4 protein-coding genes, 1 tRNA gene and 8 rRNA genes (1 of these 13 running past the window's edge) are annotated in these 17,875 nt (G+C 42.5%); 1 reads left to right on the top strand and 12 read right to left on the bottom strand.

The features are described 5' to 3' along the window. Positions 1-7: 7 nt before the first annotated feature. The 6 genes from rrf (ACWJKS_RS00090) to ACWJKS_RS00065 all read right to left on the bottom strand — a co-directional run bounded on the left by rrf (ACWJKS_RS00090) (position 8) and on the right by ACWJKS_RS00065 (position 8,137). Positions 8-124 (bottom strand): 5S ribosomal RNA (gene rrf / locus ACWJKS_RS00090). A 116-nt stretch (positions 125-240) separates the two neighbouring features. Continuing rightward, positions 241-3,166 (bottom strand): 23S ribosomal RNA (locus ACWJKS_RS00085). Positions 3,167-3,458: 292 nt separating this feature from the next. Next, positions 3,459-4,976, bottom strand: a 16S ribosomal RNA gene (locus tag ACWJKS_RS00080). The 16S, 23S and 5S rRNA genes sit together here, the layout of an rRNA operon. 878 nt (positions 4,977-5,854) lie before the next feature. Next, positions 5,855-6,829 (bottom strand): serine hydrolase domain-containing protein, encoded by a 975-nt coding sequence (locus ACWJKS_RS00075; protein WP_462960201.1) that lies wholly within the window; start codon positions 6,827-6,829, stop codon positions 5,855-5,857. A gap of 21 nt (positions 6,830-6,850) precedes the next feature. After that, the gene (locus tag ACWJKS_RS00070; RefSeq protein ID WP_462960200.1) at positions 6,851-7,675 is read right to left on the bottom strand and encodes a MerR family transcriptional regulator; all 825 of its coding nucleotides are present in this window, start codon (positions 7,673-7,675) and stop codon (positions 6,851-6,853) included. 156 nt (positions 7,676-7,831) lie between these two features. Beyond that, complete coding sequence (locus ACWJKS_RS00065; RefSeq protein WP_224579132.1) at positions 7,832-8,137, bottom strand: transposase; 306 nt, start codon at positions 8,135-8,137, stop codon at positions 7,832-7,834. Between the two features lie 665 nt (positions 8,138-8,802). Here ACWJKS_RS00065 and ACWJKS_RS00060 point away from each other — a divergent pair. Then, positions 8,803-10,263, top strand: coding sequence for an IS1182 family transposase (locus ACWJKS_RS00060; RefSeq protein WP_462959746.1), 1,461 nt, complete (start codon positions 8,803-8,805; stop codon positions 10,261-10,263). Between the two features lie 146 nt (positions 10,264-10,409). Here ACWJKS_RS00060 and rrf (ACWJKS_RS00055) read toward each other — a convergent pair. The 6 genes from rrf (ACWJKS_RS00055) to ACWJKS_RS00030 all read right to left on the bottom strand — a co-directional run. Beyond that, positions 10,410-10,526, bottom strand: a 5S ribosomal RNA gene (gene rrf / locus ACWJKS_RS00055). 116 nt (positions 10,527-10,642) lie between these two features. Further along, a 23S ribosomal RNA gene (locus tag ACWJKS_RS00050) occupies positions 10,643-13,568 on the bottom strand. A gap of 292 nt (positions 13,569-13,860) precedes the next feature. Further along, positions 13,861-15,378, bottom strand: a 16S ribosomal RNA gene (locus tag ACWJKS_RS00045). 838 nt (positions 15,379-16,216) lie between these two features. After that, a tRNA-Ile gene (locus tag ACWJKS_RS00040) sits at positions 16,217-16,293 on the bottom strand. Positions 16,294-16,301: 8 nt separating this feature from the next. After that, a 5S ribosomal RNA gene (rrf, locus tag ACWJKS_RS00035) occupies positions 16,302-16,418 on the bottom strand. An 85-nt stretch (positions 16,419-16,503) separates the two neighbouring features. Further along, positions 16,504-17,875 (bottom strand): 23S ribosomal RNA (locus tag ACWJKS_RS00030); it runs 1,554 nt beyond the window's last position.

Raw genomic sequence — 17,875 nt, 5'->3', positions numbered from 1 at the left:
TTTTCTTACCTGGCGACAACCTACTCTTCCACAAGGTCACCCCTGCAGTACCATCGGCGCATTGAAGCTTAACCTTCGTGTTCGGTATGGGAACGGGTGTTACCTTCATGCCATAATCACCAGATTGAGAATATAAATATTCTCTGAAAATTGCACAGTGAATTAGTCTTTTCGCTCACGCTCAAAGCCTCGCTTCTTTCTTACGAAAGAAGTATATCGCATTACTTTTAATTATATATTTAGGTCAAGCCCTCGACTTATTAGTATTAGTCAGCTGAACATGTTACCATGCTTACACCTCTAACCTATCAACCTGGTGGTCTTCCAGGAGTCTTACTAACACCGCACTTACGTGCGAGTTATGGGAAATCTCATCTCAGGGTGGGCTTCACGCTTAGATGCTTTCAGCGTTTATCCCTTCCAAACATAGCTACCCAGCGATGCCACTGGCGTGACAACTGGTGCACCAGAGGTTTGTCCATCCCGGTCCTCTCGTACTAAGGACAGCTCCCTTCAAATTTCCTACGCCCGCGACGGATAGGGACCGAACTGTCTCACGACGTTCTGAACCCAGCTCGCGTGCCGCTTTAATGGGCGAACAGCCCAACCCTTGGGACCTACTTCAGCCCCAGGATGCGACGAGCCGACATCGAGGTGCCAAACCTCCCCGTCGATGTGGACTCTTGGGGGAGATCAGCCTGTTATCCCCGAGGTAGCTTTTATCCGTTGAGCGATGGCCCTCCCACGAGGTACCACCGGATCACTAAGCCCGACTTTCGTCCCTGCTCCACTTGTAAGTGTCGCAGTCAGGCTCCCTTCTGCCTTTGCACTCTTCGCGCGATTTCCAACCGCGCTGAGGGAACCTTTGGGCGCCTCCGTTACTTTTTTGGAGGCGACCGCCCCAGTCAAACTGCCCACCTAACAATGTCCTGTGACCAGATTCATGGCCTCCAGTTAGAACCTCAGTACTGTCAGGGTGGTATCCCAAGGATGACTCCACACAGGCTGACGCCCATGTTTCTCAGTCTCCCACCTATCCTGTACAGACAATACCGAAATTCAATGCTAAGCTACAGTAAAGCTCTACGGGGTCTTTCCGTCCAATCGCGGGTAGCAAGCATCTTCACTTGCACTACAATTTCGCCGGATGTGTTGTTGAGACAGTGCCCAAATCATTACGCCATTCGTGCGGGTCGGAACTTACCCGACAAGGAATTTCGCTACCTTAGGACCGTTATAGTTACGGCCGCCGTTTACTGGGGCTTAAGTTCATACCTTCGCTTGCGCTAAGTAATCCCCTTAACCTTCCAGCACCGGGCAGGCGTCAGCCCCTATACATCAGCTTTCGCTTTAGCAGAGACCTGTGTTTTTGCTAAACAGTTGCTTGGGCCTATTCTCTGCGACCTACTTACGTAGGCACCCCTTCTCCCGAAGTTACGGGGTCAATTTGCCGAGTTCCTTAACAACAATTCTTCCGATGGTCTTAGGATTCTCTCCTCACCTACCTGTGTCGGTTTGCGGTACGGGCACCAATATCCTCGATAGAGACTTTTCTTGGCAGCGTGGAATCAGATACTTCGGGAATAAATTCCCTTCCCCATCACATCTCAGCGTTAAGAGCAAACGGATTTGCCTGCTTGCTCCGCCTAAATGCTTAGACACACATCCAATAGTGTGCACATCTTATCCTCCTGCGTCATCCCATTTCTAATAACGTCCATTGGTGGTATCGGAATATCAACCGATTGTCCATCACCTACGCCTTTCGGCCTCGGCTTAGGTCCCGACTAACCCTGAGAGGACGAGCCTTCCTCAGGAAACCTTAGGTTTTCGACCGTTAAGATTCTCACTTAACTCTCGCTACTCATGCCAACATTCTCACTTCTGTACCGTCCACCACTCCTTACGGTATGACTTCAGCCAGTACAGAAAGCTCCTCTACCGCGTACACAATTGTGTACACCCATAGCTTCGGTGGTAAGTTTTAGCCCCGGACATCTTCGGCGCAGGATCTCTTGACTAGTGAGCTATTACGCACTCTTTAAATGAGTGGCTGCTTCTGAGCCAACATCCTAGTTGTCTTAGAAATCCCACATCCTTTTCCACTTAACTTACACTTTGGGACCTTAGCTGATGGTCTGGGCTGTTTCCCTTTTGACTACGGATCTTATCATTCGCAGTCTGACTGCCGAAATAAAAGTATATGGCATTCGGAGTTTGATAGGGTTCAGTAACTGTTGTCAGCCCCTAGCCCATTCAGTGCTCTACCTCCATTACTCAATTAATCGACGCTAGCCCTAAAGCTATTTCGAGGAGAACCAGCTATCTCCGAGTTCGATTGGAATTTCTCCGCTATCCACAGCTCATCCCATGGTTTTTCAACACCAACGTGGTTCGGACCTCCACGGAATTTTACTTCCGCTTCATCCTGGCCATGGATAGGTCACCCGGTTTCGGGTCTACGACATGCAACTATGCGCCCTATTCAGACTTGGTTTCCCTTCGGCTCCGTACCTTAAGTACTTAACCTTGCTACATATCGTAACTCGTTGGCTCGTTCTACAAAAAGCACGCCGTCACACATATAAAGTGCTTCGACCGGTTGTAGGCACACGGTTTCAGGTTCTATTTCACTCCCCTTCCGGGGTTCTTTTCACCTTTCCCTCACGGTACTTCTTCACTATCGGTCACTAGGTAGTATTTAGCCTTGGGAGGTGGTCCTCCCAGCTTCCCACAAGGTTTCACGTGTCTCGTGGTACTCTGGATTAGATCTGACTGTTTTTCCTTTTCATTTACAGGCCTATTACCTTCTGCGGAGCAGCTTTCCAGCTATCTTCAATTAAGGAATTGCAGTATTTATGATCTATCCTCAACCCCCAGATCAAAGACCTGGGTTTGGGCTCTTTCCCTTTCGCTCGCCGCTACTTAGGAAATCGATGTTTCTTTCTCTTCCTCCGGGTACTTAGATGTTTCAGTTCCCCGGGTCTACCTCTGCATACCTATTTATTCAGTATGCAGTACATAGTTGTTACTATGTGGGTTCCCCCATTCGGAAATCTTTGGATCACAGGCTATTTGCGCCTACCCAAAGCTTATCGCAGCTTAACGCGTCCTTCTTCGGCTCCTAGTGCCAAGGCATTCGCCATGCGCCCTTTGTAGCTTGACCTTGATTCTGTCTATTTACATAGACGGTTATATTAATTTTGCGAAATTGTATTAAATTAATTTATAAACTACTTGCGTAGTTTTAATTTTTTTAAAACAACTTTTTTCACTGTGCAATTTTCAAAGAACATTTTAAGAAAAACTATTCATTATCTAACTCCTAAGAGTTAGATAAAATTAGTCTCTCAAAATTAAACAGAGAACTAGGTACGATTAATTACAATAGATATTTTTGAAGAACAAATTAATATTCTTCTATTGCATCGACCGAAGTCAATACATCTACTCCCTAGAAAGGAGGTGATCCAGCCGCAGGTTCTCCTACGGCTACCTTGTTACGACTTCACCCCAATCATCAATCCCACCTTCGGCCGCTGGCTCCTTACGGTTACCTCACGGACTTCGGGTGTTACCAACTCTCATGGTGTGACGGGCGGTGTGTACAAGGCCCGGGAACGTATTCACCGCGACATGCTGATTCGCGATTACTAGCAACTCCGGCTTCATGTAGGCGAGTTGCAGCCTACAATCCGAACTGGGATGAGTTTTTGAGTTTGGCTCCACCTTGCGGTCTTGCATCTCTTTGTACTCACCATTGTAGCACGTGTGTAGCCCTAGACATAAGGGGCATGATGATTTGACGTCATCCCCACCTTCCTCCCGGTTAACCCGGGCAGTCTCACTAGAGTGCTCAACTTAATGGTAGCAACTAATGATAAGGGTTGCGCTCGTTGCGGGACTTAACCCAACATCTCACGACACGAGCTGACGACAACCATGCACCACCTGTCACCCTGTCCCGAAGGACTTCGCCCATCTCTGGGTTATGCAGGGGATGTCAAGTCTAGGTAAGGTTCTTCGCGTTGCTTCGAATTAAACCACATGCTCCGCTGCTTGTGCGGGCCCCCGTCAATTCCTTTGAGTTTTAATCTTGCGATCGTACTCCCCAGGCGGAATACTTAATGTGTTAACGGCGGCACCGAGGTTCGACCCCCGACACCTAGTATTCATCGTTTACGGCGTGGACTACCAGGGTATCTAATCCTGTTTGCTCCCCACGCTTTCATGCCTCAGCGTCAGTTACAGTCCAGTAAGTCGCCTTCGCCACTGGTGTTCTTCCTAATCTCTACGCATTTCACCGCTACACTAGGAATTCCACTTACCTCTCCTGCACTCTAGACACCCAGTTTCAAATGCAGCACCCAAGTTAAGCTCGGGTATTTCACATCTGACTTAAATGTCCGCCTACGCATCCTTTACGCCCAGTAAATCCGGACAACGCTTGCCACCTACGTATTACCGCGGCTGCTGGCACGTAGTTAGCCGTGGCTTCCTCCTCTGGTACCGTCATTATCGTCCCAGAAGACAGAACTTTACAACCCGAAGGCCTTCATCATTCACGCGGCGTTGCTGCGTCAGGGTTTCCCCCATTGCGCAATATTCCCCACTGCTGCCTCCCGTAGGAGTCTGGACCGTGTCTCAGTTCCAATGTGGCCGATCACCCTCTCAGGTCGGCTACGCATCGTCGCCTTGGTGAGCCGTTACCTCACCAACTAGCTAATGCGCCGCGGGTCCATCTCAAAGTGGAATTTTCCGAAGAAAAATCCTTTGATGTTTCGATCATGCGACCAAAACATATTATGCGGTATTAATCTCCCTTTCGGGAGGCTATTCCCCTCTTTGAGGCAGGTTACCCACGTGTTACTCACCCGTCCGCCGCTAATCCACCCCGAAAGGTTTCATCGCTCGACTTGCATGTGTTAGGCACGCCGCCAGCGTTCGTCCTGAGCCAGGATCAAACTCTCAATTTAAAAGTTTACACTTTTTTAGTTGAAATGATTAATCTGCGACAACTGTTAAGTTGTTACGCAAGCTCATTACATACTTTTTAGTCTTACGACTAAATTTTACTTTATACTAAAGTAATTAACTGGTTTAACGAAATATTATTTCGCTATCTTTACCTATTTCTCTGTTTAATTTTCAAAGACCAATTTGCTTTGTCATCATGTGATGACTTCTACTATATTACTAGGTATTTCTTATTTTGTCAACAACTTTTTAAAACTTATTTTCATTTGAAAACATATTAAATAGTTATCAACACTTAGTTTATCGTGCACTCGTTTGTGACGACAAGGAGTATTCTATCATATAAATAAGAGTATAATTTCACAACATAGGTACTCTAGCTAGATTATATTCATATTTCTACATATAAGTCTAAATAATTCAATATTCCGCATCCTGATACACATGGGTAAGTATCATTTATACTAATGTTCTAGATACTCTGTTTAATATTATAAGACCTTTGTACAGCTTACCAAAATTCGTCGCTACTAATAGTCATGTTAATATATTTACATGATTCTTCATAATAACTATTCCACTTATAAAAGTAAATAGCTTCTCAATCAATACTCCGAGTATTCCAACTTTTCCAAAACAAGTAAGTCCATTTCGACTTCCAAAACTCTGATAGACTAAATATATGGGGTATTGAAACGATTCGTGAAAAAACAGCTACAAGATATTACTCTCCATTTTTGATGAACTATAAATCAAAAACAGACTACTATTTTATGGCTGGTATGGAATGACATAAAATAAGAAAGATACGACAGAACTGAATCTAAACTTATGTTACATTAACTCTACAAATTGGAATTTGACGTGGAGATTATACTTATATACTTTTTTCTTTATCTAATAATGGCAGCAGATAATTTTTTATTAATTTCATTCTATCTTTTGGTAGCATCATAAATTTAGAAGCAATAGCAACTACCATATTTCTTTCTGGTAAGCAACAAATCACGTTACCTCCATCCCCAATAGCACAATACGCAAATTCATCTTCTTTAAATAGCCACCAAAGATATCCATAATGATTTGAATTATCCTGTAGAGATTCCCCAATCCATTCTCTTGAAATTATCTGTTTATCATTCCAATTTCCATAATTCAAATAGAGTTGTCCAAATCGAGCCATATCAACTGCTGATAAAGTAACTCCCCAACCACCGGTACTGTTCCCCTTAGGATCAGATACCCATCCACAAACATTCTTACCCTTAATAAAATCCATATAGGTAGCAGTAGTCATTTCATAATTTGGCGGTTGTTTCATTCCAATTGGTTCAAATAAATATTCATTTGCAAATTCTCTTGCTGTCTTTCCGGTTGCTTTTGTAAGTATTACAGATAATAAATGCGCTCCGGCTGTAGAATACTTGAATGTACCGCACTCATCTTTTCCGCCTAATAAATCAAGCGCATATTTTGCCCAATCTGAACTACTACATAATTCTTTAAAAGGTTCTCGCTTATAAATATATGGTGCTGTCATTGTAATAAGATGTTTTATCGTTATTTCTTGCTTTTTACTATCTACGAGTGTGCTATCATACTCTGGAAAGAAATCCAGCACCTTTTGGTTTACACTCTCTATAAATCCTTTATCAATAGCAATTCCTATCAGTGCAGATAATACACTTTTTGTTACCGAAGCAACATGAACTGTATCTCCTCTTCTATAACCATTGAAATAATTTTCATAAATCGTGTTGCTATCTTTCACAACAACAATACCTGCTATATTTTTATATTTCTTTGCTATTACTTCTTCTAGATCACCATGAAAGTATTCTTTTTTAAACACATTATTTCCTCCTCACATTAATCAAACCTTCTTCACGGGTAAATACACATCTGTGATAAAATCTTTCGGTCTCTCAGTTTCCAGAGGATTTGTTACATAAACATCAAATGGAGGTTTTGCCACACAATATCTTTCTTGTTCTACCCATTCATATTGCTTTGCATATACTGAAGTAATTTCTGAATAGGCTCCTTTAAGTCGGGTTTTAATGCACAATCCCGGATTAAAATCTTTTGTACCGGTGACATATTCTTTAATTGGAATTGCAAATTCAATATCATACCTTTCAAATAAATATTCCTCACTATGATATATAGTCATTGGCGGACCTATCATTGTAAGACCATCTTCTGCTATTCTTTTATACAATTGATTAAAAAATACGTCATATCCTAAATTGCATTCTTCTATACTTACTAATTTACGAATTGATAAAATATACATAGCCGGTACTTCTACAAGCATAATATCTAAATCTTTTATATTGCTAAATACAGATTCACCTTTTTGAAGATTTTGTATATCATTACTTAGTTGTTGCAGCATTATATCATAGGCTGTTACCTTTGCTTGAATATCATATTTCTTTTTATTCAACAACACTATTAATTTTTCTTCAAACTGATCTTTTTCTAATTGTAAAAGGGTTTTTATTTCTTCTAATGAAATTTCATACGATTTTAAACGCTTAATAAGAAGCATTGTTTCTAACTGTTTTATAGAGTAATATCGATATCCATTCTCTGGATTAATTTCTTCCGGATTAATTAGACCAATCTCTGCATAATACCTAAGTGTCTTGGTGGACACTTGACATATCTTCGAAAACTCTCCAATTGAAAGCATAAATCCAACTCATCCTCCTTTCATATTCATCTATCCTCAAATACAATAATAAACCTTCCCCTAAGGTTAAAGTCAATTACACTTATAAAAAATAAATAGTTTCTGTTACTATGAATACAGCCAGATTATTAAATAATCTGCCTGCTCCTAATTGCTTTACTCTAGTTCTTCAATCTCAAGTTCTATTTTATAGTTGAGAATTATATCAACTATATGAATTGCATCTCTTGAATTTGTATTTATAATACCTATTCCAAATCTTAAATACTGATCACTTACAGCTGAGTACATTGTCACACCTTTCTCTAAGCCATAATGAGGGTTATAGCATTCATTTAAAGCTTCAATTGCCGATTTAACTCTTACACCATCTGACGACGAAGTACTGCCATTTCCCCAATATTTAGCATAGGGCTGTTTATGTTGGCAGTTTATAATATCCGTCATAGCTTTTTCATAGATTGATTTATAGGAAAAACTTTTTGTTTATAGTATAACCTCTTAAATTTTTCCGGATAGATAATTTTTTACTACCTGGGTTTCTCTTTTACTTTTTATTGGATCTACAATTTTCCTTCCTTTTATCATTTTCCATTTTTATCCCCCACTTAGTTAGTATTATCAATACTATAATTGTACTTTAGCTAACTTATTTTGAGCAAAAAAATAAGAGCTTTATCATTTAGTGATTAAACCCTAGATATATCAATGCTTAACTGTAAATAATTAGCTTAACGTTGTAAATCTACACTTTGCGAGCACTGTCCCTTAGAGATATCGATATCTACTGCCCATGTATATCCAGCATTGATATATCCCCTACAATTTTCTATCCAGAGTTTTGCTGCCGACTTCCTCCAGATTCCACCTCACGGTGGACACCCTTGTCTTAATCTAACGGTTGGTACCATTCCCCCGCATCGGACTTTCACCGACAGGTAAGCGCCAATTTCAGGCGTACAAATAAAAACCGCTAAGTATAACAAGGCCACTGAAAAACTATATGAAAAATCGTCATCTAATTAAAGATGGCGATTTTTTTATATAAAAGACTAAAAAACAAAAAGGAATTTTAAAAGATATGTCGAATTAGTATAGTAGAATAAAATAAAAGGGGCTAAACTATTATGCTAAAAGGACAATTGGAAATAAAAATAAATACATACCATAGCTTATATTCGTTAATTATTCCGAAAGATAACATTTTAAAGCAAATTAATGACCTTGTTGACTTTTCATTTGTTTATGACGAATTGATGATTAACTATAGTTCATCTATGGGTAGAGGTGCTATTAACCCCATAATGCTATTTAAATATTTACTTTTGAAAGTAATATATGAATTGTCTGATGAAGATGTTGTTGAAAGAACTCTTTATGACATGTCCTTTAAATATTTTCTAAATTTAGCCCCAGAAGAAACAAATTTAATAAACTCAAGTACACTAACTAAATTTAGAAAGCTTCGCCTTAAAGACATGAATTTATTGGATTTATTAATAAACAAGACTGTAGAACTTGCTATAAAAGAGGGAGTTTTAAAAAGTAAAGCAATAATAGTTGATGCTACGCATACCAAGTCACGTTATAACCAAAAGTCAGCAAGCGAGGAATTATTGAAACGTGCAAAAAACTTAAGAAAAACATTGTACGGAGTACATCCTGGTATTAAAGAAGAGTTACCTAATAAAGTTACAACTGGAGTACTTGAAGATATTCTTGAGTACTGCAAATTATTAATTGATACCATAAACGAGAAGCCAGAAACTGCAGCAAATCCAGCTGTGAAAACTAAATTAAACTACTTAATGGAAGCTATTAATGATGACTTAGAAAATCTAAAAATATCAAAAGATGAGGATGCAAAAGTGGGGCATAAAACTGAGGATAGTTCTTTTTTTGGATATAAATCACACCTTGCTATGAGTGAAGAACGTTTAATTACAGCAGCTGTTATTACAACTGGCGAAAAAAGTGATGGAAAGGAGCTCATAACCTTAATAGAAAAAAGCCGTGAGGCTGGTATAGATGTAAATGAAGTAATTGGAGATACAGCTTATTCTGAAAAGAAAAACCTAGAATATACAAAAGAAAATAAAATTGCATTAATTTCAAGACTAAATCCTGTAATTTCACAAGGAATGCGAAAAAAAGAAGATGAATTTGAGTTTAATAAAGATGCTGGTTTATTTGTATGTCCGGCAGGTCATATGGCTATTAAAAAAGCAAAACAGGGAAAGAAGAATGTTGGTAAAAATCAAGTGCTAACCTACTATTTTAATGTAGAAAAGTGTAAAAATTGTGTTCATAAAGATGGGTGTTATAAAGAAGGCGCTAAATCTAAAACTTATTCAGTTTCAATAAAGTCAAATACTCACAAAGATCAAATAGAGTTCGAAAAAAGTGAATATTTTAAAAAACGAGCTAGGGAACGTTATATGATAGAGGCTAAAAACAGTGAACTTAAGCACCAACATAGCTATGATGTAGCAATATCGTCAGGCTTAATTAGCATGCAAATGCAAGGTGCATTATCAATCTTCACTGTGAATCTAAAGAGAATAATTAAGTTGAAAAGCAGGAAATAGGGCTTTTAAAACTTAATTATAAAATAAAAAGCATGATATATCCAAAATATGGACATCTCATGCTTTTTCTATTCAAGCTTGAAAACTCTACTAAATAAAGAGTGCTTTTTTCAGCGGCCTCAGTATAACTTAGCGGTTTTTTTCTTACCTGGCGACAACCTACTCTTCCACAAGGTCACCCCTGCAGTACCATCGGCGCATTGAAGCTTAACCTTCGTGTTCGGTATGGGAACGGGTGTTACCTTCATGCCATAATCACCAGATTGAGAATATAAATATTCTCTGAAAATTGCACAGTGAATTAGTCTTTTCGCTCACGCTCAAAGCCTCGCTTCTTTCTTACGAAAGAAGTATATCGCATTACTTTTAATTATATATTTAGGTCAAGCCCTCGACTTATTAGTATTAGTCAGCTGAACATGTTACCATGCTTACACCTCTAACCTATCAACCTGGTGGTCTTCCAGGAGTCTTACTAACACCGCACTTACGTGCGAGTTATGGGAAATCTCATCTCAGGGTGGGCTTCACGCTTAGATGCTTTCAGCGTTTATCCCTTCCAAACATAGCTACCCAGCGATGCCACTGGCGTGACAACTGGTGCACCAGAGGTTTGTCCATCCCGGTCCTCTCGTACTAAGGACAGCTCCCTTCAAATTTCCTACGCCCGCGACGGATAGGGACCGAACTGTCTCACGACGTTCTGAACCCAGCTCGCGTGCCGCTTTAATGGGCGAACAGCCCAACCCTTGGGACCTACTTCAGCCCCAGGATGCGACGAGCCGACATCGAGGTGCCAAACCTCCCCGTCGATGTGGACTCTTGGGGGAGATCAGCCTGTTATCCCCGAGGTAGCTTTTATCCGTTGAGCGATGGCCCTCCCACGAGGTACCACCGGATCACTAAGCCCGACTTTCGTCCCTGCTCCACTTGTAAGTGTCGCAGTCAGGCTCCCTTCTGCCTTTGCACTCTTCGCGCGATTTCCAACCGCGCTGAGGGAACCTTTGGGCGCCTCCGTTACTTTTTTGGAGGCGACCGCCCCAGTCAAACTGCCCACCTAACAATGTCCTGTGACCAGATTCATGGCCTCCAGTTAGAACCTCAGTACTGTCAGGGTGGTATCCCAAGGATGACTCCACACAGGCTGACGCCCATGTTTCTCAGTCTCCCACCTATCCTGTACAGACAATACCGAAATTCAATGCTAAGCTACAGTAAAGCTCTACGGGGTCTTTCCGTCCAATCGCGGGTAGCAAGCATCTTCACTTGCACTACAATTTCGCCGGATGTGTTGTTGAGACAGTGCCCAAATCATTACGCCATTCGTGCGGGTCGGAACTTACCCGACAAGGAATTTCGCTACCTTAGGACCGTTATAGTTACGGCCGCCGTTTACTGGGGCTTAAGTTCATACCTTCGCTTGCGCTAAGTAATCCCCTTAACCTTCCAGCACCGGGCAGGCGTCAGCCCCTATACATCAGCTTTCGCTTTAGCAGAGACCTGTGTTTTTGCTAAACAGTTGCTTGGGCCTATTCTCTGCGACCTACTTACGTAGGCACCCCTTCTCCCGAAGTTACGGGGTCAATTTGCCGAGTTCCTTAACAACAATTCTTCCGATGGTCTTAGGATTCTCTCCTCACCTACCTGTGTCGGTTTGCGGTACGGGCACCAATATCCTCGATAGAGACTTTTCTTGGCAGCGTGGAATCAGATACTTCAGGAATAAATTCCCTTCCCCATCACATCTCAGCGTTAAGAGCAAACGGATTTGCCTGTCTGCTCCGCCTAAATGCTTAGACACACATCCAATAGTGTGCACATCTTATCCTCCTGCGTCATCCCATTTCTAATAACGTCCATTGGTGGTATCGGAATATCAACCGATTGTCCATCACCTACGCCTTTCGGCCTCGGCTTAGGTCCCGACTAACCCTGAGAGGACGAGCCTTCCTCAGGAAACCTTAGGTTTTCGACCGTTAAGATTCTCACTTAACTCTCGCTACTCATGCCAACATTCTCACTTCTGTACCGTCCACCACTCCTTACGGTATGACTTCAGCCAGTACAGAAAGCTCCTCTACCGCGTACACAATTGTGTACACCCATAGCTTCGGTGGTAAGTTTTAGCCCCGGACATCTTCGGCGCAGGATCTCTTGACTAGTGAGCTATTACGCACTCTTTAAATGAGTGGCTGCTTCTGAGCCAACATCCTAGTTGTCTTAGAAATCCCACATCCTTTTCCACTTAACTTACACTTTGGGACCTTAGCTGATGGTCTGGGCTGTTTCCCTTTTGACTACGGATCTTATCATTCGCAGTCTGACTGCCGAAATAAAAGTATATGGCATTCGGAGTTTGATAGGGTTCAGTAACTGTTGTCAGCCCCTAGCCCATTCAGTGCTCTACCTCCATTACTCAATTAATCGACGCTAGCCCTAAAGCTATTTCGAGGAGAACCAGCTATCTCCGAGTTCGATTGGAATTTCTCCGCTATCCACAGCTCATCCCATGGTTTTTCAACACCAACGTGGTTCGGACCTCCACGGAATTTTACTTCCGCTTCATCCTGGCCATGGATAGGTCACCCGGTTTCGGGTCTACGACATGCAACTATGCGCCCTATTCAGACTTGGTTTCCCTTCGGCTCCGTACCTTAAGTACTTAACCTTGCTACATATCGTAACTCGTTGGCTCGTTCTACAAAAAGCACGCCGTCACACATATAAAGTGCTTCGACCGGTTGTAGGCACACGGTTTCAGGTTCTATTTCACTCCCCTTCCGGGGTTCTTTTCACCTTTCCCTCACGGTACTTCTTCACTATCGGTCACTAGGTAGTATTTAGCCTTGGGAGGTGGTCCTCCCAGCTTCCCACAAGGTTTCACGTGTCTCGTGGTACTCTGGATTAGATCTGACTGTTTTTCCTTTTCATTTACAGGCCTATTACCTTCTGCGGAGCAGCTTTCCAGCTATCTTCAATTAAGGAATTGCAGTATTTATGATCTATCCTCAACCCCCAGATCAAAGACCTGGGTTTGGGCTCTTTCCCTTTCGCTCGCCGCTACTTAGGAAATCGATGTTTCTTTCTCTTCCTCCGGGTACTTAGATGTTTCAGTTCCCCGGGTCTACCTCTGCATACCTATTTATTCAGTATGCAGTACATAGTTGTTACTATGTGGGTTCCCCCATTCGGAAATCTTTGGATCACAGGCTATTTGCGCCTACCCAAAGCTTATCGCAGCTTAACGCGTCCTTCTTCGGCTCCTAGTGCCAAGGCATTCGCCATGCGCCCTTTGTAGCTTGACCTTGATTCTGTCTATTTACATAGACGGTTATATTAATTTTGCGAAATTGTATTAAATTAATTTATAAACTACTTGCGTAGTTTTAATTTTTTTAAAACAACTTTTTTCACTGTGCAATTTTCAAAGAACATTTTAAGAAAAACTATTCATTATCTAACTCCTAAGAGTTAGATAAAATTAGTCTCTCAAAATTAAACAGAGAACTAGGTACGATTAATTACAATAGATATTTTTGAAGAACAAATTAATATTCTTCTATTGCATCGACCGAAGTCAATACATCTACTCCCTAGAAAGGAGGTGATCCAGCCGCAGGTTCTCCTACGGCTACCTTGTTACGACTTCACCCCAATCATCAATCCCACCTTCGGCCGCTGGCTCCTTACGGTTACCTCACGGACTTCGGGTGTTACCAACTCTCATGGTGTGACGGGCGGTGTGTACAAGGCCCGGGAACGTATTCACCGCGACATGCTGATTCGCGATTACTAGCAACTCCGGCTTCATGTAGGCGAGTTGCAGCCTACAATCCGAACTGGGATGAGTTTTTGAGTTTGGCTCCACCTTGCGGTCTTGCATCTCTTTGTACTCACCATTGTAGCACGTGTGTAGCCCTAGACATAAGGGGCATGATGATTTGACGTCATCCCCACCTTCCTCCCGGTTAACCCGGGCAGTCTCACTAGAGTGCTCAACTTAATGGTAGCAACTAATGATAAGGGTTGCGCTCGTTGCGGGACTTAACCCAACATCTCACGACACGAGCTGACGACAACCATGCACCACCTGTCACCCTGTCCCGAAGGACTTCGCCCATCTCTGGGTTATGCAGGGGATGTCAAGTCTAGGTAAGGTTCTTCGCGTTGCTTCGAATTAAACCACATGCTCCGCTGCTTGTGCGGGCCCCCGTCAATTCCTTTGAGTTTTAATCTTGCGATCGTACTCCCCAGGCGGAATACTTAATGTGTTAACGGCGGCACCGAGGTTCGACCCCCGACACCTAGTATTCATCGTTTACGGCGTGGACTACCAGGGTATCTAATCCTGTTTGCTCCCCACGCTTTCATGCCTCAGCGTCAGTTACAGTCCAGTAAGTCGCCTTCGCCACTGGTGTTCTTCCTAATCTCTACGCATTTCACCGCTACACTAGGAATTCCACTTACCTCTCCTGCACTCTAGACACCCAGTTTCAAATGCAGCACCCAAGTTAAGCTCGGGTATTTCACATCTGACTTAAATGTCCGCCTACGCATCCTTTACGCCCAGTAAATCCGGACAACGCTTGCCACCTACGTATTACCGCGGCTGCTGGCACGTAGTTAGCCGTGGCTTCCTCCTCTGGTACCGTCATTATCGTCCCAGAAGACAGAACTTTACAACCCGAAGGCCTTCATCATTCACGCGGCGTTGCTGCGTCAGGGTTTCCCCCATTGCGCAATATTCCCCACTGCTGCCTCCCGTAGGAGTCTGGACCGTGTCTCAGTTCCAATGTGGCCGATCACCCTCTCAGGTCGGCTACGCATCGTCGCCTTGGTGAGCCGTTACCTCACCAACTAGCTAATGCGCCGCGGGTCCATCTCAAAGTGGAATTTTCCGAAGAAAAATCCTTTGATGTTTCGATCATGCGACCAAAACATATTATGCGGTATTAATCTCCCTTTCGGGAGGCTATTCCCCTCTTTGAGGCAGGTTACCCACGTGTTACTCACCCGTCCGCCGCTAATCCACCCCGAAAGGTTTCATCGCTCGACTTGCATGTGTTAGGCACGCCGCCAGCGTTCGTCCTGAGCCAGGATCAAACTCTCAATTTAAAAGTTTACACTTTTTTAGTTGAAATGATTAATCTGCGACAACTGTTAAGTTGTTACGCAAGCTCATTACATACTTTTAGTCTTACGACTAAATTTTACTTTATACTAAAGTAATTAACTGGTTTAGCGAAATATTATTTCGCTATCTTTACCTATTTCTCTGTTTAATTTTCAAAGACCAATTTACTTTGTCATCATATGACGACTTCTACTATATTACTAGGTATTTCTTATTTTGTCAACATTTCTTTTAAACATTTTAGAATATTAAATGTTAACTTATCAATCTTTATAGTTACTCGTTCGTGACTACAAGGAGTATTCTATCATAATAATAAAATTCTATACTTAACCTACCATTTATATAATAGAATTATTATTAATTTGCTATATATTACTCTAATAATCTAATAATTAACTATGCTGACACACGTGAATAGGTGTCTGCGTGATTTTTGCTTTAGTAACGTTTGTTAAAAAAATATTTTACTATATATTTCATAATTAGCTAACCATATAAATTAATATATGTATGATTGTATTATTTTTTGAAATATACCATCCTTGAATAAAAAAAGGATTTACATAAATATTATATGTAAATCTTTTTTCAATATAAATAAATATAAATTTCAAATATTAAACTTAGCTTTATAACTTCACTTTCATAAATATATTGCATTTAATATTAACAGTTATGTCAAATGAATTCACATTATCCACAAGTGTTCGCCTATTTATGTTAATAAAACCATATCATTTTTAATATTATGTAACTATATATTAGCTCCATTATTTTTAGTGAAATAAAAATAACAGTCCTAATAGGACTGTTATTTGGTGGACCTTCAGGGACTCGAACCCCGGACCGACCGGTTATGAGCCGGTAGCTCTAACCAGCTGAGCTAAAGATCCATGTATTGACCTGGCGACAACCTACTCTTCCACAAGGTCACCCCTGCAGTACCATCGGCGCATTGAAGCTTAACCTTCGTGTTCGGTATGGGAACGGGTGTTACCTTCATGCCATAATCACCAGATTGAGAATATAAATATTCTCTGAAAATTGCACAGTGAATTAGTCTTCTTCCTTACGTCCGAAGCTTCGCGTTATTTTTAATTATTTAGGTCAAGCCCTCGACTTATTAGTATTAGTCAGCTGAACATGTTACCATGCTTACACCTCTAACCTATCAACCTGGTGGTCTTCCAGGAGTCTTACTAACATCGCACTTACGTGCGAGTTATGGGAAATCTCATCTCAGGGTGGGCTTCACGCTTAGATGCTTTCAGCGTTTATCCCTTCCAAACATAGCTACCCAGCGATGCCACTGGCGTGACAACTGGTGCACCAGAGGTTTGTCCATCCCGGTCCTCTCGTACTAAGGACAGCTCCCTTCAAATTTCCTACGCCCGCGACGGATAGGGACCGAACTGTCTCACGACGTTCTGAACCCAGCTCGCGTGCCGCTTTAATGGGCGAACAGCCCAACCCTTGGGACCTACTTCAGCCCCAGGATGCGACGAGCCGACATCGAGGTGCCAAACCTCCCCGTCGATGTGGACTCTTGGGGGAGATCAGCCTGTTATCCCCGAGGTAGCTTTTATCCGTTGAGCGATGGCCCTCCCACGAGGTACCACCGGATCACTAAGCCCGACTTTCGTCCCTGCTCCACTTGTAAGTGTCGCAGTCAGGCTCCCTTCTGCCTTTGCACTCTTCGCGCGATTTCCAACCGCGCTGAGGGAACCTTTGGGCGCCTCCGTTACTTTTTTGGAGGCGACCGCCCCAGTCAAACTGCCCACCTAACAATGTCCTGTGACCAGATTCATGGCCTCCAGTTAGAACCTCAGTACTGTCAGGGTGGTATCCCAAGGATGACTCCACACAGGCTGACGCCCATGTTTCTCAGTCTCCCACCTATCCTGTACAGACAATACCGAAATTCAATGCTAAGCTACAGTAAAGCTCTACGGGGTCTTTCCGTCCAATCGCGGGTAGCAAGCATCTTCACTTGCACTACAATTTCGCCGGATGTGTTGTTGAGACAGTGCCCAAATCATTACGCCATTCGTGCGGGTCGGAACTTACCCGACAAGGAATTTCGCTACCTTAGGACCGTTATAGTTACGGCCGCCGTTTACTGGGGCTTAAGTTCATACCTTCGCTTGCGCTAAGTAATCCCCTTAACCTTCCAGCACCGGGCAGGCGTCAGCCCCTATACATCAGCTTTCGCTTTAGCAGAGACCTGTGTTTTTGCTAAACAGTTGCTTGGGCCTATTCTCTGCGACCTACTTACGTAGGCACCCCTTCTCCCGAAGTTACGGGGTCAATTTGCCGAGTTCCTTAACAACAATTCTTCCGATGGTCTTAGGATTCTCTCCTCACCTACCTGTGTCGGTTTGCGGTACGGGCACCAATATCCTCGATAGAGACTTTTCTTGGCAGCGTGGAATCAGATACTTCAGGAATAAATTCCCTTCCCCATCACATCTCAGC

Source organism: Clostridium sp. CM038 (assembly GCF_055081105.1).
The sequence above is the reverse complement of the archived record's forward strand: the minus strand, read 5'-3'. Positions and strand labels throughout refer to the sequence as shown.